General features: G+C 61.0%; 24 protein-coding genes. 12 read left to right on the forward strand and 12 right to left on the reverse strand.

Features of this window, described 5'->3' with window-relative positions; all coding sequences use genetic code 11:
- Positions 1-4 precede the first annotated feature (4 nt).
- From FBY12_RS15325 to FBY12_RS15335, 3 genes are all read right to left on the reverse strand, one after another.
- On the reverse strand, positions 5-799 hold the full coding sequence (locus FBY12_RS15325) for a thiazole synthase (RefSeq protein WP_145253663.1): 795 nt from the start codon (positions 797-799) through the stop codon (positions 5-7).
- 60 nt (positions 800-859) lie between these two features.
- Positions 860-1,060, reverse strand: a complete 201-nt coding sequence (gene thiS, locus FBY12_RS15330; protein ID WP_167370430.1) for a sulfur carrier protein ThiS — start codon at positions 1,058-1,060, stop codon at positions 860-862.
- Between the two features lie 71 nt (positions 1,061-1,131).
- Positions 1,132-1,512 carry a DUF423 domain-containing protein gene (locus FBY12_RS15335; protein ID WP_092276757.1) on the reverse strand — a complete coding sequence of 127 codons (381 nt, stop codon included), beginning with the start codon at positions 1,510-1,512 and terminating at the stop codon, positions 1,132-1,134.
- A gap of 74 nt (positions 1,513-1,586) precedes the next feature.
- Between FBY12_RS15335 and mtgA the strand changes: the two genes are divergently transcribed.
- Positions 1,587-2,309, forward strand: a complete 723-nt coding sequence (gene mtgA / locus FBY12_RS15340; protein ID WP_145253667.1) for a monofunctional biosynthetic peptidoglycan transglycosylase — start codon at positions 1,587-1,589, stop codon at positions 2,307-2,309.
- Positions 2,310-2,493: 184 nt separating this feature from the next.
- On the opposite strand, the gene rpoH is transcribed toward mtgA, so the two are convergent.
- The 4 genes from rpoH to ftsY all read right to left on the reverse strand — a co-directional run bounded on the left by rpoH (position 2,494) and on the right by ftsY (position 6,749).
- Positions 2,494-3,348 (reverse strand): RNA polymerase sigma factor RpoH, encoded by an 855-nt coding sequence (rpoH, locus tag FBY12_RS15345; protein ID WP_007897890.1) that lies wholly within the window; start codon positions 3,346-3,348, stop codon positions 2,494-2,496.
- 112 nt (positions 3,349-3,460) lie between these two features.
- Positions 3,461-4,483 carry a permease-like cell division protein FtsX gene (ftsX, locus tag FBY12_RS15350; RefSeq protein WP_092276751.1) on the reverse strand — a complete coding sequence of 341 codons (1,023 nt, stop codon included), beginning with the start codon at positions 4,481-4,483 and terminating at the stop codon, positions 3,461-3,463.
- Positions 4,480-5,151: a cell division ATP-binding protein FtsE gene (gene ftsE / locus FBY12_RS15355; RefSeq protein WP_025215982.1), complete on the reverse strand. Its 672-nt coding sequence runs from the start codon at positions 5,149-5,151 to the stop codon at positions 4,480-4,482. Before ftsE ends, ftsX begins: the two co-directional genes overlap by 4 nt.
- On the reverse strand, positions 5,148-6,749 hold the full coding sequence (gene ftsY / locus FBY12_RS15360) for a signal recognition particle-docking protein FtsY (RefSeq protein ID WP_145253670.1): 1,602 nt from the start codon (positions 6,747-6,749) through the stop codon (positions 5,148-5,150). The genes ftsE and ftsY overlap by 4 nt, the downstream gene beginning before the upstream one ends.
- 343 nt (positions 6,750-7,092) lie before the next feature.
- Between ftsY and FBY12_RS15370 the strand changes: the two genes are divergently transcribed.
- The 6 genes from FBY12_RS15370 (at position 7,093) to FBY12_RS15395 (ending at position 14,572) form a co-directional block, all read left to right on the forward strand.
- Positions 7,093-8,448, forward strand: coding sequence for a pitrilysin family protein (locus FBY12_RS15370; protein ID WP_121733194.1), 1,356 nt, complete (start codon positions 7,093-7,095; stop codon positions 8,446-8,448).
- Positions 8,441-9,931 carry a pitrilysin family protein gene (locus FBY12_RS15375; protein WP_145253673.1) on the forward strand — a complete coding sequence of 497 codons (1,491 nt, stop codon included), beginning with the start codon at positions 8,441-8,443 and terminating at the stop codon, positions 9,929-9,931. Before FBY12_RS15370 ends, FBY12_RS15375 begins: the two co-directional genes overlap by 8 nt.
- Positions 9,931-10,545: a 16S rRNA (guanine(966)-N(2))-methyltransferase RsmD gene (gene rsmD / locus FBY12_RS15380; protein WP_109502842.1), complete on the forward strand. Its 615-nt coding sequence runs from the start codon at positions 9,931-9,933 to the stop codon at positions 10,543-10,545. The genes FBY12_RS15375 and rsmD overlap by 1 nt, the downstream gene beginning before the upstream one ends.
- A 135-nt stretch (positions 10,546-10,680) precedes the next feature.
- The gene (locus tag FBY12_RS15385) at positions 10,681-12,042 is read left to right on the forward strand and encodes a pitrilysin family protein (RefSeq protein WP_145253676.1); all 1,362 of its coding nucleotides are present in this window, start codon (positions 10,681-10,683) and stop codon (positions 12,040-12,042) included.
- Positions 12,039-13,499, forward strand: coding sequence for a pitrilysin family protein (locus tag FBY12_RS15390; RefSeq protein WP_145253679.1), 1,461 nt, complete (start codon positions 12,039-12,041; stop codon positions 13,497-13,499). The genes FBY12_RS15385 and FBY12_RS15390 overlap by 4 nt, the downstream gene beginning before the upstream one ends.
- Positions 13,500-13,573: 74 nt before the next feature.
- Positions 13,574-14,572, forward strand: coding sequence for a hydrolase (locus FBY12_RS15395; protein ID WP_145253682.1), 999 nt, complete (start codon positions 13,574-13,576; stop codon positions 14,570-14,572).
- A 460-nt stretch (positions 14,573-15,032) separates the two neighbouring features.
- Here FBY12_RS15395 and FBY12_RS15405 read toward each other — a convergent pair whose 3' ends face one another.
- Both FBY12_RS15405 and FBY12_RS15410 read right to left on the reverse strand, forming a co-directional pair.
- On the reverse strand, positions 15,033-15,887 hold the full coding sequence (locus FBY12_RS15405; protein ID WP_145253688.1) for a sulfurtransferase: 855 nt from the start codon (positions 15,885-15,887) through the stop codon (positions 15,033-15,035).
- 33 nt (positions 15,888-15,920) lie between these two features.
- Positions 15,921-16,592, reverse strand: a complete 672-nt coding sequence (locus tag FBY12_RS15410; protein ID WP_121733201.1) for a TetR/AcrR family transcriptional regulator — start codon at positions 16,590-16,592, stop codon at positions 15,921-15,923.
- Positions 16,593-16,740: 148 nt separating this feature from the next.
- Here FBY12_RS15410 and FBY12_RS15415 point away from each other — a divergent pair, with 148 nt between their 5' ends.
- The 5 genes from FBY12_RS15415 to FBY12_RS15435 all read left to right on the forward strand — a co-directional run bounded on the left by FBY12_RS15415 (position 16,741) and on the right by FBY12_RS15435 (position 21,449).
- On the forward strand, positions 16,741-18,171 hold the full coding sequence (locus tag FBY12_RS15415; RefSeq protein ID WP_145253692.1) for a coniferyl aldehyde dehydrogenase: 1,431 nt from the start codon (positions 16,741-16,743) through the stop codon (positions 18,169-18,171).
- Between the two features lie 28 nt (positions 18,172-18,199).
- A complete protein-coding gene (locus FBY12_RS15420; protein WP_145253695.1) occupies positions 18,200-18,745 on the forward strand; it encodes a twin-arginine translocation pathway signal protein in 546 nt (181 codons plus the stop codon).
- A 159-nt stretch (positions 18,746-18,904) separates the two neighbouring features.
- Positions 18,905-20,500: a GMC family oxidoreductase gene (locus FBY12_RS15425; protein ID WP_145253698.1), complete on the forward strand. Its 1,596-nt coding sequence runs from the start codon at positions 18,905-18,907 to the stop codon at positions 20,498-20,500.
- A 115-nt stretch (positions 20,501-20,615) separates the two neighbouring features.
- On the forward strand, positions 20,616-21,095 hold the full coding sequence (gene coaD, locus FBY12_RS15430) for a pantetheine-phosphate adenylyltransferase (protein ID WP_045059801.1): 480 nt from the start codon (positions 20,616-20,618) through the stop codon (positions 21,093-21,095).
- A 102-nt stretch (positions 21,096-21,197) separates the two neighbouring features.
- A complete protein-coding gene (locus FBY12_RS15435; RefSeq protein ID WP_048722619.1) occupies positions 21,198-21,449 on the forward strand; it encodes a YfhL family 4Fe-4S dicluster ferredoxin in 252 nt (83 codons plus the stop codon).
- A 124-nt stretch (positions 21,450-21,573) separates the two neighbouring features.
- On the opposite strand, the gene FBY12_RS15440 is transcribed toward FBY12_RS15435, so the two are convergent.
- Genes FBY12_RS15440 through FBY12_RS15450 form a run of 3 tightly spaced genes read right to left on the reverse strand, consistent with a single transcriptional unit; the run spans position 21,574 to position 23,622 of the window.
- Positions 21,574-21,897 (reverse strand): multidrug transporter, encoded by a 324-nt coding sequence (locus FBY12_RS15440; RefSeq protein WP_092276708.1) that lies wholly within the window; start codon positions 21,895-21,897, stop codon positions 21,574-21,576.
- A 54-nt stretch (positions 21,898-21,951) separates the two neighbouring features.
- A complete protein-coding gene (mutM, locus tag FBY12_RS15445) occupies positions 21,952-22,764 on the reverse strand; it encodes a bifunctional DNA-formamidopyrimidine glycosylase/DNA-(apurinic or apyrimidinic site) lyase (protein ID WP_145253701.1) in 813 nt (270 codons plus the stop codon).
- Between the two features lie 42 nt (positions 22,765-22,806).
- Entirely contained in the window at positions 22,807-23,622 is an 816-nt protein-coding gene (locus FBY12_RS15450) for an HDOD domain-containing protein (protein WP_167370473.1), read from the reverse strand.
- Positions 23,623-23,774 lie beyond the last annotated feature (152 nt).

Consider the following 23,774-nt stretch of genomic DNA (forward strand, 5'->3'; position numbering starts at 1 on the left):
GCTCTTACTTGATCAGACCATCCAGCGGCGAGGAGGCGCTGGCATAGAGTTTTTTCGGCATGCGGCCGGCGAGGTAGGCCAGGCGACCCGCGACGATTGCATGTTTCATGGCTTCGGCCATCAGCACCGGCTGCTGGGCGTGGGCGATTGCCGAGTTCATCAGCACCGCGTCGCAGCCCAGTTCCATGGCGATGGTGGCGTCGGAAGCAGTACCGACACCGGCATCGACCAACACCGGGATTTTCGCTTCTTCAAGGATGATCTGCAGGTTGTACGGGTTGCAGATGCCCAGCCCCGAGCCGATCAGACCGGCCAGCGGCATGACCGCGATGCAGCCGATTTCCGCCAGTTGACGGGCGATGATCGGGTCATCGCTGGTGTAGACCATCACGTCGAAGCCTTCCTTGACCAGCACTTCGGCAGCCTTGAGGGTTTCGATCACGTTGGGGAACAGGGTTTTCTGGTCCGCCAGCACTTCCAGCTTCACCAGGTTATGGCCGTCGAGCAGCTCACGGGCCAGGCGACAGGTGCGCACGGCTTCGATGGCGTCGTAGCAACCGGCGGTGTTCGGCAGGAAGGTGTAGCGGTCCGGCGACAGCACTTCGAGCAGGTTCGGCTCGCCTTCGATCTGGCCAAGGTTGGTGCGGCGCACGGCGAAAGTGACGATCTCGGCACCCGAGGCTTCGATGGCCAGGCGGGTTTCTTCCATGTCGCGGTACTTGCCGGTACCTACCAGCAAACGCGACTGGTAAGTACGACCGGCCAGGACGAAGGGCTTGTCGTTACGAACGATGCTCATGGGAAATCCTCTGTAGGGGTGAGGTTCTTGCAGAATTCTGGGCCGTGGCGCGCCGGGCTGTCAGCCGCCGCCAATCGCATGAACCACTTCGACCGTGTCGCCGTCGTTCAATGCGGTGTCGGCGTGCTGGCTGCGCGGGACGATATCCAGATTGAGTTCGACCGCCACCCGGCGACCGGTCAGGTCCAGACGGGTCAGCAGGGCCGCAACGGTTTCACCGTCGGGCAGTTCAAGGGATTCGCCGTTCAACTGAATGCGCATGTTGCAAGCCGCCATCATTTTTTGGGGCTGGCATTCTAGCCCGATCATGACCCAAAGGTCAGCACCAAGCGTCAAGCGGTCAGCGGCAAGCGCCACGCGGCGAGGCCCAGACAGAACCAGCCGACCAGAAAGGCCAGGCCGCCGAACGGGGTGATGATCCCGAGTTTGCTGATGCCGGTCATCGTCAGCAGGTACAAACTGCCGGAGAACAGCAGAATGCCAAGCGCAAACGACACGCCGGCCCAGGTCACCAGACGGCCGGGAATCTGCGTCGCCAGCAGCGCCACGCCCAGCAGCGCCAGGGTGTGCACCAGTTGATAGGTGACGCCGGTGTGGAAAATCGTCAGGTATTCGGCGGTCAGGCGGTTTTTCAAGCCATGCGCGGCGAACGCGCCAAGGGCAACGCCAGTGAAGCCGAAAAAAGCGGCCAGCATCAGAAAGCCACGCAGCATGTAGAACTCCAGTCAGACTCGATCAACAGGGTCTGTATAATGGCCCGCTCAACGGGTTCGGCCAAGCCATCTCTATGCTGCGTTTATTTTTACGACGATTCATCAAGGCCCTGCTGTGGTTCGCGGGCGGCAGCGTATTGCTGGTGCTGATTTTTCGCGTTGTGCCGCCACCGGGCACGGCGTTGATGGTCGAGCGCAAGGTCGAATCCTGGATCGATGGCGAACCCATCGACCTGCAACGGACCTGGAAACCCTGGGAAGAAATCTCTGACGACCTGAAAGTCGCGGTGATTGCCGGGGAAGATCAGAAATTCCCCGAGCACTGGGGTTTCGACTTCGGCGCGATTCAGAAAGCTTTGGCGCATAACGAGCTTGGCGGTTCGATTCGCGGCGCCAGTACGCTGAGCCAGCAAGTCTCGAAGAATCTGTTTTTGTGGTCCGGCCGCAGTTGGCTGCGCAAAGGCCTGGAAGCCTGGTTTACCGGGCTGATCGAGGTGTTGTGGCCCAAGCAGCGGATTCTTGAGGTGTACCTGAACAGTGTCGAGTGGGATGACGGCGTGTTCGGCGCTGAAGCGGCGGCGCGGCATCACTTCGGCGTAAGCGCCAAAGGTCTGAGCCGCCAGCAGTCGAGCTTGCTCGCGGCGGTGTTGCCGAATCCCCGCGTATGGAGCGCGAGCCATCCGACCAATTACGTCGCACGGCGTGCCGGGTGGATTCGGCAGCAGATGAGCCAGTTGGGTGGCGACAGTTACCTCGTCGGGATCAACGATTCACGGCGGGCGCCTTGGGCTCAGTAGCGCTGAAGCGCCCCTGTAGGAGTGAGCCTGCTCGCGATAGCGTCAGGTCAGTCGCAATATATGTCGACTGATCGACAGTGATCGCGAGCAGGCTCACTCTTACAAGGATTTGCGTGCAGGACATACCAACAAAAACGCCCCGATCATTGCTGATCGGGGCGTTTTTTATTGCCTGCTCGCTGCGTTACGCGGCGATCGACAACTTGAGCTTGTTCATCGCGCTTTTCTCTAGCTGACGAATTCGCTCGGCCGACACGTTGTACTTCTGCGCCAGGTCGTGCAGCGTGGCTTTCTCTTCTGCCAGCCAGCGCTGGTAAAGGATGTCACGGCTGCGGTCGTCCAGCACTTCCAGTGCTTCGTGCAGGTTGTGATTGGAGTTGTCGCTCCAGTCGGCATCTTCCAGTTGACGGGCCGGGTCGTACCGGTGGTCTTCCAGATAGTTGGCCGGCGATTGGAAAGCACTGTCGTCGTCCGCTTCCGCAGCCGGGTCGAACGCCATGTCATGGCCGGTCAGGCGACTTTCCATCTCGCGCACTTCACGCGGCTCGACGCCGAGGCTTTCCGCCACACGGTGGACTTCCTCATTGTTCAACCACGCCAGACGCTTCTTCTGGCTGCGCAGGTTGAAGAACAGCTTGCGCTGGGCCTTGGTGGTCGCGACTTTCACAATGCGCCAGTTGCGCAGGATGAACTCGTGAATCTCAGCCTTGATCCAGTGCACCGCGAACGAGACCAGGCGCACACCCATTTCCGGGTTGAAGCGCTTGACCGCCTTCATCAGGCCGACGTTGCCTTCCTGGATCAGGTCAGCCTGAGCCAGACCGTAGCCGGAATAGCTACGGGCAATGTGTACAACAAAACGCAGGTGGGCGAGCACCATCTGCCGAGCCGCCCCCAAATCCTGCTCATAATAGAGACTCTCGGCCAGTTCACGCTCCTGCTCCGGCGTCAGCAATGGAATGCTGTTGACGGTGTGCACATAGGCCTCCAGGTTCGCACCCGGGACCAGAGCATATGCAGGTTGCAAAGAATTGGTCATACGAAAAAACCTCCGACTTACAAACTCGTGCAGTTCAGCACTGCGAAAATTGACCGGAAACCAAGGGACAAGTTCCCATTAAAACTGAAAGGTCAATACGCGCAAAAATTTACTACTTCGGCGCCAGCTCCCTGAGATGACGTGCGACTGCAATCCATGCACCGATATAACCCAACAGCACAGCGCCAAGCAAGAGCGACAGACCATCGGCGACTGGCACTCCGGCCAGCGCAAAATTACTGCCGTACAAGCCGGCCAGCCCAACCACCGCGTCGTTCAGCCAGTTCAGGCCAAACGCCAGGACGCCCCACGAAAGAAACCCAGCACCCAAGCCATATAGCGCGCCCATGTACAGAAAAGGCCTGCGTACATAGCTGTCCGTGCCGCCGACGAGTTTAATCACTTCTATCTCTGTGCGGCGGTTTTCGATATGAAGACGAATGGTATTGCCTATCACCAAAAGTAATGCAGAAACCAGCAACACGGTCAGCCCGAAGACAAAACGGTCGCCAAGCTTGAGGATCGCGGCCAGACGTTCGACCCAGACTAGATCAAGTTGCGCCTGCTGTACCTTGGGCAATTCGGAAAGTTTTTGTCTCAATGCTTCAAGCGCAGGCTTGTCGACTTCGTTCGGCGTCACCAGCACAACGCCCGGCAGCGGGTTTTCCGGCAGCTCTTTAAGCGCCTCGCCCAGCCCGGACTGTTGCTGGAATTCTTCCAGCGCCTGATCGCGGCCGACATACTCAGCCTCGGCAACCCCGGGGATGCCTTTGATCTGCTCGCGCAACGCCTCGCCCTGCTCGGTGCTGGCGTCGAGTTGCAGATACAGCGAAATCTGCGCCGCGCGCTGCCACGAACCGCCGAGACGTTCGACGTTATTCAGCAGAAGTGACAGCCCCATTGGCAAACTCAGGGCCACCGCCATCACCATGCAGGTGAAGAAACTGCCGATTGGCTGCTTGCCCAACCGACGCAGGCTGTCCAGCAGGCTGGCGCGATGGCTTTCGATCCAGGCGCGAAACAGCGTGGCGAAATCCGGGCCATCGTCATCGTCGCGTTTTTTCTTCTGCGGCTGCGGGTCGGCGGCTTTCGGCGCCACGCGCTCGGACAGTTTGTTACTGCGCGTCGCACTCATACGCCGGCCTCCCCGTCACCGATCAAGCGGCCGCGTTGCAAGGTCAGCATGCGGTGGCGCATGCGCGCGATCAGTGCCAGGTCGTGGCTGGCGATCAATACGCTGGTGCCCAGACGGTTGATGTCTTCGAACACGCCCATGATTTCTGCCGCCAGACGCGGGTCGAGGTTACCGGTCGGTTCGTCCGCCAGCAGCAGGGCCGGGCGATGGACGATGGCGCGGGCAATGCCGACGCGCTGTTGCTGACCGGTCGACAGGTCGCCGGGGTACAGGTCGGTTTTGTCCGACAGCGCCACGCGCTCAAGCGCTGAATCCACGCGTTTGACGATCTCGGCTTTGGACAAACCGAGAATCTGCAACGGCAACGCGACGTTGTTGAACACGGTGCGATCAAACAGCAACTGGTGATTCTGGAACACCACGCCAATCTGCCGCCGCAGATACGGAATCTGCGCGTTGCTGATGGTGCTCAGGTCTTGCCCGGCCAGCAGCAGTTTGCCGGTACTCGGACGCTCCATGGCCAGCAGCAGCCGCAACAAGGTGCTTTTACCGGCGCCGGAATGGCCGGTAACAAACAAGAATTCGCCTCGACGGACTCGAAAGCTCAGCTCATGCAAGCCGACGTGACCGTTCGGGTAGCGTTTACCGACCTGTTCGAAACGAATCATGAACGCTCCCGCTCGGCAAACAATGCCTGGACAAAGGGTTCTGCTTCAAAAGTGCGCAAGTCATCGATGCCTTCACCGACACCGATGTAGCGGATAGGCAAACCGAACTGTTTGGCCAGGGCGAAAATCACCCCGCCCTTGGCGGTGCCGTCGAGTTTGGTCAGCGCCAGGCCGGTCAGTTGCACGGTCTGGTTGAACTGCTTGGCCTGGTTGATGGCGTTCTGGCCGGTCCCGGCGTCGAGCACTAGCAGCACTTCATGCGGCGCGTCGGCGTCGAGTTTGCCGATAACCCGGCGAACCTTCTTCAACTCTTCCATCAAATTGTCTTTGGTGTGCAGACGGCCGGCAGTGTCGGCAATCAACACATCGATGCCGCGCGCCTTGGCGGCCTGCACGGCGTCGAAGATCACCGAGGCCGAGTCGGCGCCGGTGTGCTGGGCGATGACCGGAATCTTGTTGCGCTCACCCCAGACCTGCAATTGCTCGACGGCAGCGGCGCGGAAGGTGTCGCCGGCGGCGAGCATGACTTTCTTGCCTTCCAGTTGCAGCTTCTTCGCCAGTTTGCCGATGGTCGTGGTTTTGCCGGCGCCGTTGACGCCAACCACCAGAATCACGAAAGGCTTGTTCTGCGCATTGATTTTCAGCGGCTGTTCAACCGGCTTGAGCATCGCCGCCAGTTCCGCTTGCAGGGATTTGTACAGCGCGTCGGCATCGGCCAACTCTTTGCGCGCGACTTTCTGAGTCAGGCGCTGAATGATTACCGAGGTCGCTTCGACGCCAACGTCGGCGGTCAGCAAACGGGTTTCGATGTCTTCGAGCAACTCGTCATCGATGGTCTTGCGCCCCAGAAACAGGCTGGCCATGCCCTCGCCGATACTGGCGCTGGTCTTGGACAGGCCTTGCTTGAGGCGGGCGAAGAAACCGGCTTTGGTTTCTTCGGTGCGCGGCGCCTCGGCAGGGGTTTCGATGATGGCGACCGGAGCTTCAGCAACCACCGGGGCGATAACGGGTGCTGGTACTGGCGCAGGCACTGGCTCTGGCGTCACCACAATCGGCGCAGCCGGCGCGGCGAATACCGGCGCTTGTGGTTCTGGCGCAGCAGGTGCCGGTTCGGAGATCTGCATCAGCGCGGGAGCCAGCTCGATGACTGGCACCTGAACCGGCTCAGGGGTAAACGCAATCGGCGCAGGAATCGGCGGCGCGATGTGCGCGGCCTGCTCGTCTTCAACCAGTGCCACCGGCTCTTCCGCCACCGGCAAGGTCAGCCAAGGCTCGGCGACCGGCGTCAATGGCAGATCGGCGGCGATCTCAGCTTGCGGCTCGCGTCCAGGCTCACGTTCAGCGTCAGCCTCAAGCTCAGGCTCAGGCTCAGCCTCGGCAGCCGGTTGCAGCACCGGCTCGGCGATCGGCAGAACAATCGGCGCCGGTTCTTCCTTTATAAGCGGCTCGGGTTCTATCACCGGCTCGGGAGCGGGCTCAGGAATTGGCTGCGGCTGTTCGACCACGGGTTCCTGCGGCTTTTTGCGCAGCCATCCGAACAGGCCTTTCTTCTCGCCAGCCGCAGCTGGGGTCTTCTTGTCGTCGTTGGAACCAAACATGGAGGACGGCTATCTCACGCAAGCGAAGCGCCATGGGCGCCCCGGCAAATAAATATTCGATGCAGAACAGACTGCGATTCACCCAGCTTGTTCACGCGCAACAATTTGTCGAAGTGCCACGGGCACCTCAAAGGTCGACTAACACGAAGGACTGGACCGGCATCGTCGGCGAAAACGTTGAGTTTAGCGGACAAACTCAAAGCTTCTGCCGGGAACCCATACAACCTGTCGCCCGATAAAAGGGCTCACAGGCGTGGCCGCCAGTAAAACGGACCAGTATCCTAGCACCCTCTCGCCCGCTGACGCTAAGAACAAGCGGGCAGCCCCAAAGGTTTAAAAACGTATGAATGCTCTAGCCCGCCGCGCCGCAGGCCTGCTGCTCAGCACAGTTTGTCTGCCCCTCTCGGCCCTGGCTGCCGATCCACAACCCACTCATGAATTCACCCTCGACAACGGCTTGAAGGTCGTCGTGCGCGAAGACCATCGTGCGCCGGTGGTGGTGTCCCAAGTCTGGTACAAGGTCGGCTCAAGCTATGAGACGCCGGGCCAGACCGGTTTGTCCCACGCGCTGGAACACATGATGTTCAAGGGCAGCGACAAAGTCGGCCCCGGCGAAGCGTCGCTGATCCTGCGCGACCTCGGCGCGGAAGAAAACGCCTTCACCAGCGATGACTTCACCGCGTATTACCAGGTTCTGGCCCGCGACCGCCTCGGCGTCGCCTTCGAACTCGAAGCCGACCGCATGGCCAACCTGAAATTGCCGGCCGACGAATTCAGCCGCGAAATCGAGGTTATTAAAGAAGAACGTCGCTTGCGCACCGACGACAAGCCAATGGCCAAGGCTTACGAACGCTTCAAAGCCATGGCTTACCCGGCCAGTGGCTATCACACGCCGACCATCGGCTGGATGGCGGACCTTGACCGCATGAAGGTCGAAGAGCTGCGCCACTGGTATCAATCCTGGTACGTGCCGAATAACGCCACGCTGGTGGTAGTCGGCGACGTCACCCCGGACGAAGTCAAAACCCTCGCCCAGCGCTACTTCGGCCCGATCGCCAAGCGCGACGTACCGCCAGCGAAAATTCCGCTGGAACTCGCCGAGCCCGGCGAACGCTTGATGACCTTGCACGTACAGACGCAACTGCCGAGCCTGATGCTCGCCTTCAACGTGCCGAGCATCGCCACCGCCGAGGACAAACGTTCGGTCAACGCCTTGCGCCTGATCTCGGCGCTGCTGGATGGCGGCTACAGCGGTCGCATCCCGACACAACTGGAGCGCGGCGAAGAACTGGTGTCCGGCGGTTCGTCGAGCTACGACGCCTACACTCGCGGCGACAGCCTGTTCACGTTGTCGGCGACGCCGAACACGCAAATGAACAAGACCATTGCGCAAGCCGAGGCCGGGTTGTGGAAGTTGCTCGATCAACTGAAAACCACCGCGCCGTCCGCCGAAGAACTGGAACGGGTGCGCGCCCAAGTGATTGCCGGTCTGGTCTACGAGCGTGATTCGATCACCAGCCAGGCCACCGCTATCGGCCAACTGGAAACCGTCGGCCTGTCGTGGAAGTTGATGGACAGCGAACTCGCCGATCTCGAAAGCGTGACCCCGCAAGACATCCAGAACGCCGCCAAGCTGTATTTCACCCGCGAACGTCTCAGCGTCGCCCACGTACTGCCAGAGGAGACGACTCATGAGTGAGCGTAAAAAACCGCGCCTGGCGCTGATCGGGCTGATCCTCGTTGCGTTGATCGGCTCGGCCACCGTTTACCTGTTGCGCCCCGACGAGTCGACCGCCAGCGAAGCGCTCGACAACGCCAAGTCCAGCCAGAAATTGCAGTCGCTGGCCGAACTCGACGGCAAGGCCCCGAACCACCGCAACCTCGACGTGCAGCACTGGACCACCGCCGAAGGCGCGAAAGTGCTGTTCGTTGAAGCGCGCGAATTGCCCATGTTCGACATGCGCCTGATCTTCGCTGCCGGCAGCAGCCAGGACGGCGATGCGCCGGGCCTCGCGATGCTGACCAACGCCATGCTCAACGAAGGCGTGGACGGCAAAGACGTCGGCGCCATCGCGCAGGGCTTTGAAGGCCTCGGCGCGGATTTCGGCAACGGTGCCTACAAGGACATGGCCGTGGCGTCGTTGCGCAGTTTGAGCGCAGCGGACAAACGTGAACCTGCCCTGAAGCTGTTCTCGGAAGTGGTCGGCAAACCGACCTTCCCTGCCGACTCATTCGCGCGGATCAAAAACCAACTGCTCGCCGGTTTCGAATACCAGAAGCAGAACCCCGGCAAACTCGCCGGCATCGAGTTGATGAAGCGCCTGTACGGCGACCACCCGTACGCCAGCTCCAGCGACGGCACGGCGAAAACCATTCCGGCGATCACCCTCGCCCAGCTGCGCGCGTTCCATGAGAAAGCCTACGCCGGCGGCAATGTGGTGATTGCTCTGGTCGGTGATCTGTCGCGCGCCGAGGCCGAAGCGATTGCCGCGCAAGTCTCCAGCACCCTGCCAAAAGGCCCGGCGCTGGCGAAGATTGCGCAGCCAACCGAACCCAAGGCGAGCATCGGTCACATCGAGTTTCCGTCGAAACAGACCAACTTGATGCTCGCGCAATTGGGCATCGACCGTGATGATCCGGACTACGCGGCGCTGTCGCTGGGCAACCAGATTCTCGGGGGCGGCGGTTTCGGCACGCGCCTGATGAGCGAAGTGCGCGAGAAGCGTGGCTTGGCCTACGGCGTGTATTCGGGTTTCAGCCCGATGCAGGCGCGCGGCCCGTTCATGATCAATTTGCAGACGCGCGCGGAAATGAGCGAAGGCACCTTGAAACTGGTGCAAGACGTGCTCGCCGACTACCTTAAAACCGGTCCGACGCAAAAAGAACTCGACGACGCCAAGCGTGAACTGGCCGGCAGCTTCCCGCTGTCCACCGCCAGCAACGCCGATATCGTCGGCCAGCTCGGCGCCATGGGTTTCTACAATTTGCCGCTGAGTTATCTGGAAGACTTCATGCAACAGTCCCAGAGCCTGACCGTCGAGCAAGTCAAAACTGCACTGAACAAACACTTGAGCACGGACAAAATGGTCATCGTCAGCGCTGGCCCGACCGTGCCGCAAAAGCCGTTACCGGCCCCATCTGATAAACCTGCCGAGCAGCCGCTCGGGGTTCCGGAGCATTAATGGCCAGTCCATCGCGTCCAAAAAAACCCGTTCACAACGTGCATAACGGCGTGAATCAATTGCGCATCATTGGTGGCGAATGGGGCAGCCGCAAACTCAGCTTCCCCGACGCGCCGGGCCTGCGTCCGACCCCGGACCGGGTGCGTGAAACCCTGTTCAACTGGCTCGCGCCCTACATCGCCGGGGCCAAGGTGCTGGATCCATTCGCCGGCAGCGGCGCGTTGTTCCTCGAAGCGCTGTCGCGCGGCGCGGCCATGGGCCAGGCGCTGGACGCCAGCAACATCGCGGTTTCGAGCATCAAGGAACACCTGGGCACCCTGCGCTGCACCACCGGCCAGGTGCAAACCGCCGATGCCTTGCGCTACCTGGAAACCCAAACGGCAACCGCGTATGACGTGGTGTTCCTCGACCCGCCGTTCAATCAGGACTTGTTGCCGGGTGTGTGCGCCTTGCTCGAAGAACGCCAATGGCTGGCCGATGACGCGTGGGTCTACACCGAAAGCGAAAACGCCCCGTCGTCGCTGGGCTTGCCGGGCAACTGGCGCCTGCACCGCGAGCAGAAATCCGGTCGCGTGTATTACGCGCTGTGGCAGCGTAGCGCGCTGGCTAACTGAGCGGTCAAAACTGAGCCCGTTGTCCGCCAGGCATGCAAGTGCCTGGCGCGTGCGGTAAATAGTTACCGCCAACGGCGTCATGCGGTTCTCCACAGTGGTTTGGCCAATTTCGGCAAACCACTGGGATGAACACGCATGAACCTCTTATGCAGCAGGATGCTGCTTTTCGCCTGGCTACTGCCCTTCTCGGCCCTCGCCGAACCTGCGCAATTCGCGCTATCCACCGTACAACCCACGCACGAATTCACCCTGAGCAACGGCTTGAAAGTCGTCGTGCGCGAAGACCATCGCGCGCCGGTAGTCACTTCGCAACTGTGGTTCAAGGTCGGTTCCGCCGACGAACCACCGGGCCAGTCCGGCCTGTCTCACGCGCTCGAACACATGCTCTTCAAGAGCAGCAGCAAGCTTTGCGCAGGCGAAGCGTCGAGCATTTTCGACACGCTGGGCATTGCGCAAAACGCCTTCACCGACAAAGACGTCACCACTTATTACCAGACCATGCTGCCGCACCAACTCGGCGTTTCCTTTGAAGTGCTGGCGGACATGATGTCGACCGCACACTTGCGCGCCGAGGATTTCGTTCCGGAAATGGCGGTCATTCAGGCTGAACGCCGTTTACGCGTCGACGATGATTTCAGCGCCACTGCGCAATATCATCTGGAGAGCCTCGCCTACCCGGCCAGCAGCTACGGCGCGCCGATCATCGGCTGGATGCACGACCTGCAACGGATGAATGCCGCCGAACTGCGCGACTGGTATCAAGCACGGTATGCGCCGGGGAACGCGACGTTGGTGATCGTCGGTGACGTGACGCTGGAACGGGTGAAACCGCTGGTCGAACGCTATTTCGGCGTGCTGCCGAGCAAACCTTTTGTCGCCACCCGAACCTCCCTCGAACTCGCCGAACCGGGCGAACGCAAGATCATCCTGCATCAGCCGATTGCCGCGCCACGGCTGCTGATGGCGTTCAACGTACCGAGCCTTCGCACCGCGCAAAACCAGCGAACCGTGCATGCGCTTACCCTGCTCAGCACCCTGCTGGCCGGCTCCGACAGTTCGCGTGTGCGCAAACGCCTGCAATTCGGCGAGCGGCTGTTTTCGGCGACTGCGTCCGAATACAACTCGCTGTTTCGCGGCGACAGCCTCTTTACTCTCGACGCCGAACTGCATACCCGGCAAACCATTAGCCTCGACGAAGCGCAAAAACGCATCTGGCAGTTGCTCGACGAATTCAAGACAAACCCTCCCGGCGCAGAAGAACTGGAACGCGCGCGCACGCAACTGATCGCCAATCGGCTTTACGGCCGCGACGCCATCGAGGATCAGGCTGACCGTTTGGGTTCCTTCGAAAGCATCGGCGTGTCGTGGCGCGAGATGGACGACGAGGTCAATCAACTGAAACAGGTGACGCCCGAAGATATCCAGCAAGCCGCCGCGACCTATTTCACCCGGCAACGCCTGAGCACCGCCCACGTTCTCGTTGGAGCACAACCATGAATACCTTCACCGTCACGGCGCTCGGTTTGCTGTTGCTCAATTGCCTGCCAGCCGCGCCAGTGTTTGCCGCCGACCAAGCTGCGTCTTCGCGTCTGCAATCGCTGGCAGAACTGCACCAGCAACCGATCGCCACGCGCAACCTGAACATCCACGGCTGGAAATCCCCTGCCGGCGGCAAAGTGCTGTTTATCCGCACGCAGGAACTGCCGATCTTCGACGCACATGTCAGCTTCGCCGCTGGCAGTGCGCAGGACGGCGAACACCCGGGGCTCGCTGCTGCAGCCTTCAACTCGATCAACCAAGGTGTCGCGGGCAAAGACCTGGCGGCCATTCTGGAAAGTTTTGATGGGCTGGGCGCGAAGTTCGACATGAACATCCACTACGACCGTGCTTCGTTGTCCCTGCGCAGCCTCGCCGCTGACGAACAACGCGAACCGGCGCTGCGGTTGTTTACGCAGATGCTCGGCCAGCCAGTGGTCAGCGAAAAGTCCCTCACTCGGGTGAAAACCCAGATAACCGAGTTGCTGAACGTCCAGCATCACGATCCCGATCTGCAAATCAACCAAGCGCTCAACGCGGCGCTGCTGGCCGGCCATCCTTATGCACAACCGGTGTTTGGCACGGCGCAAAGTCTCGAAAAGTTGTCGATTGCTCAGGTTCAGGCATTTCATCGTCAGGCCTACAGCGCGGCGAATGTGCAGATTACGCTGGTCGGCGACCTGACGCTGGAGCAGGCGCAGACGATCAGTCTGCAAATCATCAATGCCTTGCCGGCGAATGTGCTTGTGATGCCGGCAACGCCGCTTCCACAGCCAATCGCCGTGGCTACTGCGCGGCACATTGAGCGCGCGTCGAACCAGACGCACATTGTTCTCGGCCAACTGAGCGTGCCGCGCCAGCACCCGGATTACGCAGCGCTGCGGGTGGCGCATGCAATCTTCGGCGGGCAGCGTGTCAGCTCTCGATTGATGACCGAGCTGCGTGAAAAACGTGGGCTCACCTACACCGCGCAACTCAAATCGCCGCCGCTGCACGCGGCCGGTCTGGCGGTGATCGAATTCACCACGCGGCCACAGTTTCGCGACGGCACGGTGGCGTTGGTCAAAGAGCTTTATCGCGAGTTCCTGGTGCAAGGTCCGACGCAGCAGGAACTGGATAATGCCAAGGGTTATTTGCGCAACAACAGTGCGCTGACCAGCGCCAGCAACACGCATATCCTGTCGCGGCTGGTCGAGATCAATGAGCGCGACTTGCCGCTCGATCTGGACTTTACGACTTTGCAGGCGCGCGACCTGACCCTCGCCGACATCAAAGCCGCGCTGAACCGCCATGTGGATGCGGAAAAATGGTCGGTGGTGAGCGTCGGCCCGAGCGTCGCGCAATTGCCCTTGCCTGCCCCGGCGCAGGTTGTGCCGCAGACTATGTGTCGCGCCGACACGGCGACTGTGGCAAGTTAAGCGCCATGAATACAGGCTGTAGGGCAGCGCGTTTCCGCCCTGCCGCCGATTGTTTGACCTTGCAGAGAACCCACTTGTACCAGCCTGACGAACGTTTCACCCCGGCCTTCGGCCTGAGCAATCCGCACTTGCAAACCTTGTGGGGCCCGTTGTGGCGCAAAACCACGCACATCGAACGTGAGCGCGAACGGCTGTGGCTGGAGGACGGCGATTTCCTCGACCTCGACTGGCACGGCCCGCACAGCGCCGACGCACCGTTGGTTCTGGTGCTGCACGGGTTGACCGGTTCGTCCAATTCGCCCTACGTCGCCGGCCTGCAAAAAGTTTTGGCGGCGCAGGGTTGGGCCAGCGTCGCGCTGAACTGGCGCGGCTGCTCGGGCGAGCCGAACCTGTTGCCACGCAGCTACCATTCCGGCGCCAGTGAAGACCTCGCCGAAGCGATCAAACACCTGAAAGCCAAGCGCCCGCTCGCGCCGTTGTACGCGGTCGGCTATTCGCTGGGCGGCAATGTCTTGCTCAAGCATCTGGGCGAAACCGGCAGCGACAGCGGCGTGCTAGGCGCGGTGGCGGTGTCAGTGCCGTTTCGTCTTGATCAGTGCGCCGACCGAATCGGCAAGGGATTTTCCAAGGTCTATCAGGCGCACTTCATGCGCGAGATGGTCGCCTACATCAAGAACAAACAGCGTCAGTTTCAGCATGACGGGCGCGAGGATGGCTTGGCGGCACTGGCCGCGCTGGGTTCGCTGGAGAACATGCGCACGTTCTGGGATTTCGACGGCCGGATCACCGCGCCGCTGCATGGTTTTGTCGATGCCGAGGATTACTATCGTCGCGCCTCGAGCCGCTATTTCCTCGGCGAAATTCGCACACCGACGCTGATCATCCAAGCGGCTGACGACCCGTTTGTGTTCCCGCACAGCTTGCCGCTGGCCGAGGAATTGTCGGCATCAACGCAATTCGAGTTGCAGCCAAAGGGTGGGCACGTCGGCTTCGTCGACGGCTCACTGCGCCAGCCGGGCTACTACCTGGAACGGCGCATCCCGCAATGGCTGACGGCCGCACATCGCCAATAATCCGCGTCAGACACGAACCTAATGTAGGAGTGAGCCTGCTCGCGATAGCGCCGGGTCAGTCAACGTTTTTGCTGAATGACCTACCGCGATCGCGAGCAGGCTCGCTCCTACAGGGGATCGGCGTATACCGCCGAGGATCGCGAATAGCGTGATTCGGCATTCGCTGAAATTAAGCCTGCCACCCAACCAAATGTAGGAGCGAGCCTGCTCGCGATAGCGCCGGGGCAGTCAACGTTTTTGCTGAATGACCCACCGCGATCGCGAGCAGGCTCGCTCCTACAAGGGATCGGCGTATACCGCCGAGGATCGCGAATAGCGTGATTCGGCATTCGCTGAAATTAAGCCTGCCACCCAACCAAATGTAGGAGTGAGCCTGCTCGCGATAGCGCCGGGTCAGTCAACGTTTTTGCTGAATGATTTACCGCGATCGCGAGCAGGCTCGCTCCTACAGGGGGTTGGGTTATTCGCCGGTGGCGATGCCCCGTGCCGGTTGGTTGATCCATTCGCTCCACGAGCCGGCGTACAGCGCCGCCAATGGATAACCCGCCAGGCACAACGCGAACAAATTGTGGCAAGCCGTCACGCCCGAGCCGCAGTAGGCGACCAGCTCTGTCGGTGAACGATCAGCGAGTTTCGCCGCGAAACGCTGCTTGAGTTGCTCGGCCGGCAGGAAACGGCCGTCGCTGCCAAGGTTGTCGGTAAACGCCGCGCACTGCGCGCCGGGGATGTGCCCGGCGATCGGGTCGATCGGTTCCACTTCACCCTTGAAACGCGGCAAGGCGCGGGCGTCGAGCAAGGTCAGTTGAGGTTGGCCGAGACGCTGCTGCAGTTGCTCCGCATCGAGCACCATGGCCGCATCCGGCGTACCGCTGAACGTGCCACGGACAATCGACGGCGCGTCCAGACTCAGCGGCAGCCCCGCCGCGTGCCAGGCCTTGAGCCCGCCATCGAGAATAAACACGCCGTCGCGTTTGCCCAGCCACGCCAGCAACCACCAGGCCCGCGCGGCGAAAGCACCGGGGCCGTCGTCATACAAAACCACCTCGCTGTCGGCGTTGACGCCCCAGGCTTGCAGACGCTCGACAAAGTCTTCGGGTGCCGGCAACGGATGGCGCCCGGTCACACCTTTGATCACCGGCCCGCTCAGATCACGCTCAAGATCGGCAAAACTCGCCCCGGCGATGTGCCCTTCGGCATAACTGCGCTGACCGTAGTCCGGGTCTTCGAGGGCAAAACGACAATCGAGGATCACCAGCCCCGGCTGCTCCTTTTTCAGGTCCAACGCGTGCGGGCTGATCAGTTGCGCAATGGGCATAACGGGCTCCTGCAGTTGAGTCGATGGCTGATCCTAGTGCTTTTCTTCCAGGGCCTGGGCGAGTGGCACGTAAAACTCTTCAAACAGCGTGTTGACCTCGTGCCGCGCCTCATCGGTGACAAACCCGGCTTCAAGCACCAGCACCTGATACACGCCGCGTTTGATCGCCTGCTCGCTCAAGTGGTTGGAGTTTTCGCGCGTGGTGCACAGAAAACGCACCCACGAGGTGAGGATGATCCAGGCATTGATGGTCAGGGATTCGATCTGCACTTGATCCATTTTGAGGATCCCGGCCTCGACAAACCCTTGGTAGATCGCCGAGCCCTGAATCACGCAGCGCTGGGAAAAGCGCCGGTAACGCGCGGCCAGATCCGGGTCGCTCTCAAGCAAATGTTCGAGGTCGCGGTGCAGGAACCGGTAACGCCACATCGCCGACAGCAGCTCTTTGAGGTAATAGCGCTTGTCTTCAACCGTGGCACCTCGCCCCTGCGGCGGACGCAAAAAGCTGTCCACCAGGGTTTCGTACTCACTGAACAGCACCGCGATAATCGCCTGCTTGTTCGGGAAGTGGTAGTACAGGTTGCCCGGGGAAATTTCCATGTGGGCGGCAATGTGATTGGTGCTGATGCTGCGCTCACCCTGCTGATTGAACAGCTCCAAGCTGTTCTGCACGATGCGCTCGCTGGTTTTGATCCTGGGGGCCATGGCTTGAGCTTTAATTCAGAGTGCGGTGACGCGCATCTTACGGCCTATCCGTGAACGGATAAAACAAAGCTGCGTCAGGAAGTCGTTTGACTTTCTAGAGCTTAGACTCTAAAAAGCCTGTTATCAGAATAAAAATCCGGAGCCTTCCATGACTGCCGACATCGCGTATTTGCAGAACTTACAGCAGCCGTTGGACGAGCTCCAGACCTTGTTTAACTCACAGCGCGCCGCGTACGCCGCCAACCCGATGCCGCCCGCCGCCCAGCGCCAGCAATGGCTCAAGGCATTACGCGACTTGTTGAGCGACGAGCGCCAAGCGTTGATCGCGGCGATCAGCAAGGATTTCAGCCATCGCAGCGCCGATGAAACCCTGCTCGCCGAACTGATGCCGAGCCTGCACGGCATTCACTACGCCAGCCAGCACCTCAAGGGCTGGATGAAAGCCTCGCGGCGCAAAGTCGGCCTCGCGTTTCAACCGGCCTCGGCCAAAGTGGTTTATCAGCCATTGGGCGTGGTCGGCGTGATCGTGCCGTGGAATTATCCGCTGTACCTCGCCATCGGGCCGCTGGTGGGCGCGTTGTCGGCGGGCAATCGGGTGATGCTCAAACTCAGCGAATCGACCCCGGCCACCGGGTTGCTGCTCAAAGAATTGCTCGGGCGGATCTTCCCGCAAGACCTGGTGTGCGTGGTCCTCGGCGAAGCGGACATCGGCGTCGCGTTCTCGCGGCTGCGCTTTGATCATTTGTTGTTCACCGGCGCCACCAGCATCGGCAAACACGTGATGCGCGCGGCGGCGGAAAACCTCACGCCGGTAACCCTGGAACTGGGCGGCAAATCCCCCGCCATCGTCTCCCGCGACGTGCCGCTCAAGGACGCCGCCGAGCGCATCGCCTTCGGCAAAACCCTTAATGCCGGGCAAACCTGTGTCGCCCCCGATTACGTGCTGGTCCCCGAGGACCGCGTCGGCGCGTTCGTCGAAGCCTATCGTCAGGCGGTTCGCGGGTTTTATCCGACACTCGCCGACAACCCGGACTACACCGCAATCATCAATGACCGACAACTGACGCGGCTAAACGGCTATGTCAGCGATGCCACCAGCAAGGGCGCATTGCTGATTCCGCTGTTCGAGCAAGGTCAGGGCCGGCGCATGGCCCACAGTCTGCTGCTGAATGTCAGCGATGAGATGACCGTGATGCAGGACGAAATCTTCGGCCCGCTGCTGCCGATCGTGCCGTACACCGACCTCGATCAGGCGTTTGCCTACATCAATCAGCGACCTCGGCCACTGGCGCTGTACTACTTCGGCTACGACAAACGCGAACAACAACGCGTGCTCCACGAGACTCATTCCGGCGGCGTGTGCCTGAACGACACGTTGCTGCATGTTGCTCAGGACGACATGCCGTTCGGCGGCATCGGCGCTTCGGGCATGGGCCATTACCACGGCCACGAAGGTTTCCTGACGTTCAGCAAAGCCAAAGGTGTGCTGATCAAACAGCGCTTCAACGCGGCGAAGCTGATCTATCCGCCGTATGGCAAAGCGATTCAGAAACTGATTCAGAAGCTGTTTATCCGCTAACGCTGCAGACCCTCGGGTAATAACAAGAATGAGCCCTAGCCTGTCCGATTCCCCCGCGCTGTCCCGCCGCGACTTGCTCAAATTCAGCCTCGGCGCCAGTGCTTTTCTGGCCACCGCCGGCCTCGGCGCCAGCCTCAGCGGCTGTTCGTCGAGCGTTGCGGCGGACGGTTTCGCCACGCTGCGCCGCAGTGATTTGCTGTTTCTGCGCGCGTTGATTCCGGTGATGCTCGACGGCGCCGTGGCGGTCGATGCTATGCCGAGCGCTGTCGACGGCACGTTGAAAAACCTCGACAACGGCCTGGATCACCTATCGCCGGAAATGCTCAAGCTGACTCGCCAATTGTTCGACGTGCTCGGGATGACCGTGACCCGTGGTCCGCTGACGGGAGTTTGGGGCAGTTGGGAAAATGCTTCGGCGCAGCAGATTGGGCATTTTCTAGAGCGCTGGGAGAACAGTTCGTTGAATTTGCTGCGCATGGGCCACAGTTCGTTGCTGCAACTGGTGATGATGGCGTGGTACAGCCGCAAGGAATCGTGGGCGCATTGCGGGTATCCGGGGCCGCCGGTGGTTTGAAAAATGTGTCGCCCCCATCGCGAGCAAGCTCGCTCCCACAGGGGTTGCGGGTTGCTGATCAGATTGTGTGAACAGCGCAATTCCAATGTGGGAGCGAGCTTGCTCGCGATGACGTCCGCCGCCACACCACAGAACCCAAAATAAAAAGAGAAGCCGAACATGCCCGTACCCGATCCGTTTCGCGAAGGCCTGGCCCGTGGCTGGAAAACCTATAACGGCGCGCAACTGACCGGCGACCTGACGCTGGAAGCGGACGTGGCAATCATCGGCAGCGGTGCCGGCGGCGGCACCACCGCAGAAATCCTCAGCGCCGCTGGCTACAAAGTGTTGCTGATCGAAGAGGGCCCGCTGCGCACCAGCAGCGATTTCAAGATGCTCGAAGATCAGGCCTACGCCAGCCTGTATCAGGAAGGCATCGGCCGCATGAGCAAGGACGGCGCGATCACCATCCTCCAGGGCCGCGCGGTCGGCGGCACCACGCTGATCAACTGGACATCGAGCTTCCGCACCCCGCAGCCAACCCTCGAACACTGGGCGCGCGAACACCAAGTCAAAGGTCACAGCCCCGCCGAAATGGCGCCGTGGTTCGAGAAAATGGAACAGCGCCTCGGCGTCGCCCCGTGGCTGGTCCCGCCCAACGCCAACAACGACGTGATCCGCAAAGGTTGCGAGCAACTCGGCTATAGCTGGCACGTGATCCCGCGCAATGTGCGCGGCTGCTGGAACCTCGGTTATTGCGGCATGGGTTGCCCGACCAACGCCAAGCAATCAATGCTGGTGACGACCATTCCGGCGACCCTGGAAAACGGCGGCGAGCTGCTGTACCTGGCGCGCGCCGAGAAGTTGTCGATCAACAACGGCAAGGTCACTGGCCTCGAATGCGCGGCGATGGATGAGCGCTGCGTCGCGCCAACCGGGCGCACCATCACGGTCAAGGCGCGGCATTACGTGCTGGCCGGCGGCGGGATCAACAGCCCGGCGCTGCTGCTGCGTTCCGAGGCGCCGGACCCGCACAAGCGGCTCGGCAGACGCACGTTTCTGCACTTGGTGAATATGTCGGCCGGGTTGTTCGATGAGGTGATCAACCCGTTCTACGGTGCGCCGCAGTCGATTTATACCGACCACTTTCAATGGCAGGACGGCACCACCGGCAAAATGTCTTACAAGCTCGAAGTGCCGCCGCTGCAACCGGCATTGGCGGCGACTTTGCTTGGCGGCTTCGGCCAGGAAAATTCGCAACACATGGAAAACCTGCCGCACACCCACGCCATGCTCGCCTTGCTGCGCGACGGCTTTCACCCGGACAGTGTCGGCGGCAGCGTCGAGTTGCGCGGCGACGGCACGCCAGTGCTCGACTATCAGGTCTCGCCCTACACCTGGGACGGTTTGCGCCGGGCGTTTCACAGCATGGCCGAGATCCAGTTTGCTGGTGGCGCGAAAGCGGTGATGCCGATGCACGCCGATGCGCGCTACGTGAAAACGACTGCCGAGGCGCGCAGTTTGATCGACGGCTTGAGCCTTGAGTTGTACCGCACACGCCTGGGCAGCGCGCACGTGATGGGCGGTTGCGCAATGGGCGAAGACCCCAAATACGCCGTGACTGACAGCCTTGGCCGCCATCATCAGCTCGACAATCTGTCGATCCACGACGGCTCGCTGTTCCCCACCAGCATTGGCGCCAACCCGCAATTGTCGGTGTACGGCCTGACCGCGCAACTCGCCACAGCGCTGGCCGAACGCCTGAAAAACCCGTGAAAAAACCCGAGTTGGCCATCGTCTATAGTGCTTTCTTACCGAAAAGGCGACTTTCCCGACCGGGAAGGCTGCGATACCATCCGAGTCCCCAACGGACTCCCGCCAGGACGACGCGATGAACCGAGTGTTGTACCCAGGTACCTTCGACCCTATTACCAAGGGCCATGGCGACTTGGTCGAACGCGCCTCGCGCCTGTTCGATCACGTGATCATTGCCGTCGCTGCCAGCCCGAAGAAAAACCCGTTGTTTCCTCTGGAACAGCGTGTGGAGCTGGCCCGCGAGGTCACTAAACATCTGCCCAACGTTGAAGTCGTCGGTTTCTCGACGCTGCTCGCGCACTTTGCCAAAGAGAAGAACGCCAACGTGTTCCTGCGTGGTTTGCGGGCGGTTTCGGACTTCGAGTACGAATTTCAGCTGGCCAACATGAACCGCCAATTGGCGCCGGATGTGGAGAGTCTGTTTCTCACGCCTTCGGAGCGTTATTCGTTCATTTCCTCGACGCTGGTGCGTGAAATTGCAGCGCTGGGCGGCGACATCACCAAGTTTGTCCACCCTGCGGTGGCCGACGCCCTCACCGAACGCTTCAAGAAGTAACGACCGCTCAAGCGGCGCCCGCGTGCACTGCGGGCGCCAATGCGGCACAATTGCGCGCATTGGTTTATTGCGCCCGGGCCTGCCGCCCCGGCTGGAGTTAGCATGTCCCTGATCATCACCGACGATTGCATCAATTGCGACGTCTGCGAACCCGAGTGCCCGAACGCCGCCATTTCCCAGGGCGAAGAAATCTATGTCATCGACCCGAACCTGTGCACGCAGTGTGTCGGCCACTATGACGAGCCACAGTGCCAGCAAGTCTGCCCGGTGGATTGCATCCCGCTGGATGAAGCGCACCCGGAGACTGAAGAACAGTTGATGGCGAAATATCGGGTGATTACCGGTAAGGCTTGAGGCTTTTGGCGTCTGTCAGGGCGCCTTCGCGGGCAAGCCTTGCTCCCACATGGACCGCGCTATACCTGTGGGAGCGAGCTTGCTCGCGATGAGGCCATCCGCCACACCTGAAATCCAACTGCCTTCACTCGCGCTGCTCGAACCCTTCCCCGATACACCCCAGGCACCTGACAAACGCCGCTCTCGCCGGATCGACCACCAACGCCTGCCCCGCATCCCCCACGCCGCCGCCCAGCGCGGTAAATGGCAGCGACACCACAAATACCCCCGCGCCAATCACCGTCGCCGCGACCAGCAAGGGTCGGGCGATCAGCAAGTCGCCGATCATGGCAAACGCCGGAGGGTTCTGAATGGTGTAGCGCGGGTCGCCGCTGCCGTGTTCAGCCGCCAGCGCGGGCGGGCCGACGCTCAGCAGCAGGGCAACGACAAAGGTGCGAAACGAAATCATGGCACGGTCCTTCGGCTAGGCAGTGAGAACACTGACTATAGACCGTCGGGCGAATCAGCTCTGGCAGCGCGGGCAAAACACGCTGGCGCGCTGGCCGAGCTTCACCTCGCGCAGCAGCGTGCCGCAGACTTTGCACGGTTCGCTGCCCCGCCCGTAAGCAAACAATTCCTGCTGAAAATACCCCGGCTGACCGTCGCCGCCGATAAAGTCGCGCAGCGTCGTGCCGCCACGCTCGATGGCGTGGACGAGGATGCGTTTGATCTCGATTGCCAGCTTCAGATAACGCGCGCGGGAAATGCTCTTGGCCTCGCGACGCGGATCGATGCCGGCGGCGAACAGCGCTTCGGTCGCGTAAATATTGCCGACGCCGACCACCACCGCGTTGTCCATGATGAACGGCTTGACCGCCATCGAGCGCCCGCGCGATTGCTGGAACAGACGCTCGCCGTCGAACAGCTCGGTCAACGGTTCCGGGCCCAGGCGAATCAGCAATTCGTGATTCAGCGGGTCGAGGCTCCAGAGCATCGCGCCAAACCGGCGTGGGTCGGTGTAGCGCAGGGCCAGGCCGGATTCGAGTTCGATGTCGACGTGCTCATGCTTGGCCGCCGGCGAGCCGACTTCCACCAGACGCAAATTGCCCGACATGCCCAAATGGCTGATCAACGTGCCGACTTCGGCGTTGATCAACAAGTATTTGGCGCGGCGCTCCACCAGCACGATGCGCTGGCCGGACAGGCGCACGTCGAGGTCTTCAGGGATCGGCCAGCGCAGGCGTCGATCACGCACGATCACCCGGCTGACGCGCTGGCCTTCCAGGTGCGGGGCGATGCCGCGGCGGGTGGTTTCGACTTCCGGCAATTCAGGCATGGGGCTCTCGGATCAGACGCTTTTGAGCAAAAATGCGGCGCCTCAGTGATGAGCACCGAGGTCGCGAATGGTTTGCTTGAGGGTTTCGAAATCGTAGTCCGAGAGGCCGACGTAATCGAGCACCAGCGGGCCGATGCTGTTCCATTCGTGGTCTTCGTTCTGGTTGCCCAGCACCCGGTACGACGCGCAAATGTGCTCGGCCATTTTCAGGATCGCCAGCAGGTTTTTCAGTTGCGTGTTGCGCGCCGACTCGTCGCTGAAAATCGCCAGCGCATTGTGGTGATTGGCGATGGCGGCGGTGATGTGTTCCGGCAGGCGCCAGGATTTGGCGGTGTAGTACCCGACCACGGCGTGGTTGGTGTTGAACACGCGGTTTTCGGTGTCGACCACCCGGCACTCAGGGCTCGCGTTGGCGTAGGCCTCTTCGAGGGTTTTCATGTATTCGGGGAAGCGCTTGAGCATCAGCGGCACGCCGCAATCGTGGAACAGGCCCAGCGCATACGCCTCGTCGCCGGCCTGCGAGCCAATGCGTTTGGCCAACGTCAGGCAGGTCATCGCGACATCTTGCGCGGTGTCCCAGAAGCGGTTGAGCGTGACGATGGTGTCGTCGTTCATCTCGCCTTTGATCGATTGCGCGTTGATCAAGTTGATGATCGAACGGCTGCCCAGCAGGTTCACCGCACGCTGGATCGAGGCGATCTTGTTGCTCAAACCGTAATACGGCGAGTTGACGATTTTCAGCAACGCCCCGGAGAGGCCCGGGTCCTGGGCGATCAACTTGGCGATCACTTCCAGGTCCGGATCAGGCATGTACTGCTCCATCTGCAAATCCACCATGATCTGCGGCTGGGCCGGCACGCTGATGCCTTGCAGGGACTGTTGGATCTGTTCGGACGTCAACTCTTGGGACATAAGTACACACTCTGGGACAGGCGCCGATTCTAACCTTTAAAAACCACCACCCGACACACCGGTGGGCACATCGTCGGAACTTTCATTTGCGATAAAGC

It is taken from the genome of Pseudomonas sp. SJZ131, assembly GCF_007828705.1.
GTDB lineage: Bacteria > Pseudomonadota > Gammaproteobacteria > Pseudomonadales > Pseudomonadaceae > Aquipseudomonas > Aquipseudomonas prosekii.

Coding starts and splice junctions, on each gene's coding strand:
- FBY12_RS15335 (WP_092276757.1), bottom strand. CDS start 1,512: ATGCTGCGTGGCTTTCTGATGCTGGCCGCTTTTTTCGGCTTCACTGGC.
- rsmD (WP_109502842.1), top strand. CDS start 9,931: ATGGCCAGTCCATCGCGTCCAAAAAAACCCGTTCACAACGTGCATAAC.
- FBY12_RS15390 (WP_145253679.1), top strand. CDS start 12,039: ATGAATACCTTCACCGTCACGGCGCTCGGTTTGCTGTTGCTCAATTGC.
- thiS (WP_167370430.1), bottom strand. CDS start 1,060: ATGCGCATTCAGTTGAACGGCGAATCCCTTGAACTGCCCGACGGTGAA.
- FBY12_RS15440 (WP_092276708.1), bottom strand. CDS start 21,897: ATGATTTCGTTTCGCACCTTTGTCGTTGCCCTGCTGCTGAGCGTCGGC.
- FBY12_RS15410 (WP_121733201.1), bottom strand. CDS start 16,592: ATGGCCCCCAGGATCAAAACCAGCGAGCGCATCGTGCAGAACAGCTTG.
- FBY12_RS15385 (WP_145253676.1), top strand. CDS start 10,681: ATGAACCTCTTATGCAGCAGGATGCTGCTTTTCGCCTGGCTACTGCCC.
- FBY12_RS15420 (WP_145253695.1), top strand. CDS start 18,200: ATGAGCCCTAGCCTGTCCGATTCCCCCGCGCTGTCCCGCCGCGACTTG.
- rpoH (WP_007897890.1), bottom strand. CDS start 3,348: ATGACCAATTCTTTGCAACCTGCATATGCTCTGGTCCCGGGTGCGAAC.
- coaD (WP_045059801.1), top strand. CDS start 20,616: ATGAACCGAGTGTTGTACCCAGGTACCTTCGACCCTATTACCAAGGGC.
- ftsY (WP_145253670.1), bottom strand. CDS start 6,749: ATGTTTGGTTCCAACGACGACAAGAAGACCCCAGCTGCGGCTGGCGAG.
- FBY12_RS15435 (WP_048722619.1), top strand. CDS start 21,198: ATGTCCCTGATCATCACCGACGATTGCATCAATTGCGACGTCTGCGAA.
- ftsE (WP_025215982.1), bottom strand. CDS start 5,151: ATGATTCGTTTCGAACAGGTCGGTAAACGCTACCCGAACGGTCACGTC.
- FBY12_RS15405 (WP_145253688.1), bottom strand. CDS start 15,887: ATGCCCATTGCGCAACTGATCAGCCCGCACGCGTTGGACCTGAAAAAG.
- FBY12_RS15325 (WP_145253663.1), bottom strand. CDS start 799: ATGAGCATCGTTCGTAACGACAAGCCCTTCGTCCTGGCCGGTCGTACT.
- ftsX (WP_092276751.1), bottom strand. CDS start 4,483: ATGAGTGCGACGCGCAGTAACAAACTGTCCGAGCGCGTGGCGCCGAAA.
- FBY12_RS15370 (WP_121733194.1), top strand. CDS start 7,093: ATGAATGCTCTAGCCCGCCGCGCCGCAGGCCTGCTGCTCAGCACAGTT.
- mtgA (WP_145253667.1), top strand. CDS start 1,587: ATGCTGCGTTTATTTTTACGACGATTCATCAAGGCCCTGCTGTGGTTC.
- FBY12_RS15415 (WP_145253692.1), top strand. CDS start 16,741: ATGACTGCCGACATCGCGTATTTGCAGAACTTACAGCAGCCGTTGGAC.
- FBY12_RS15375 (WP_145253673.1), top strand. CDS start 8,441: ATGAGTGAGCGTAAAAAACCGCGCCTGGCGCTGATCGGGCTGATCCTC.
- FBY12_RS15425 (WP_145253698.1), top strand. CDS start 18,905: ATGCCCGTACCCGATCCGTTTCGCGAAGGCCTGGCCCGTGGCTGGAAA.
- mutM (WP_145253701.1), bottom strand. CDS start 22,764: ATGCCTGAATTGCCGGAAGTCGAAACCACCCGCCGCGGCATCGCCCCG.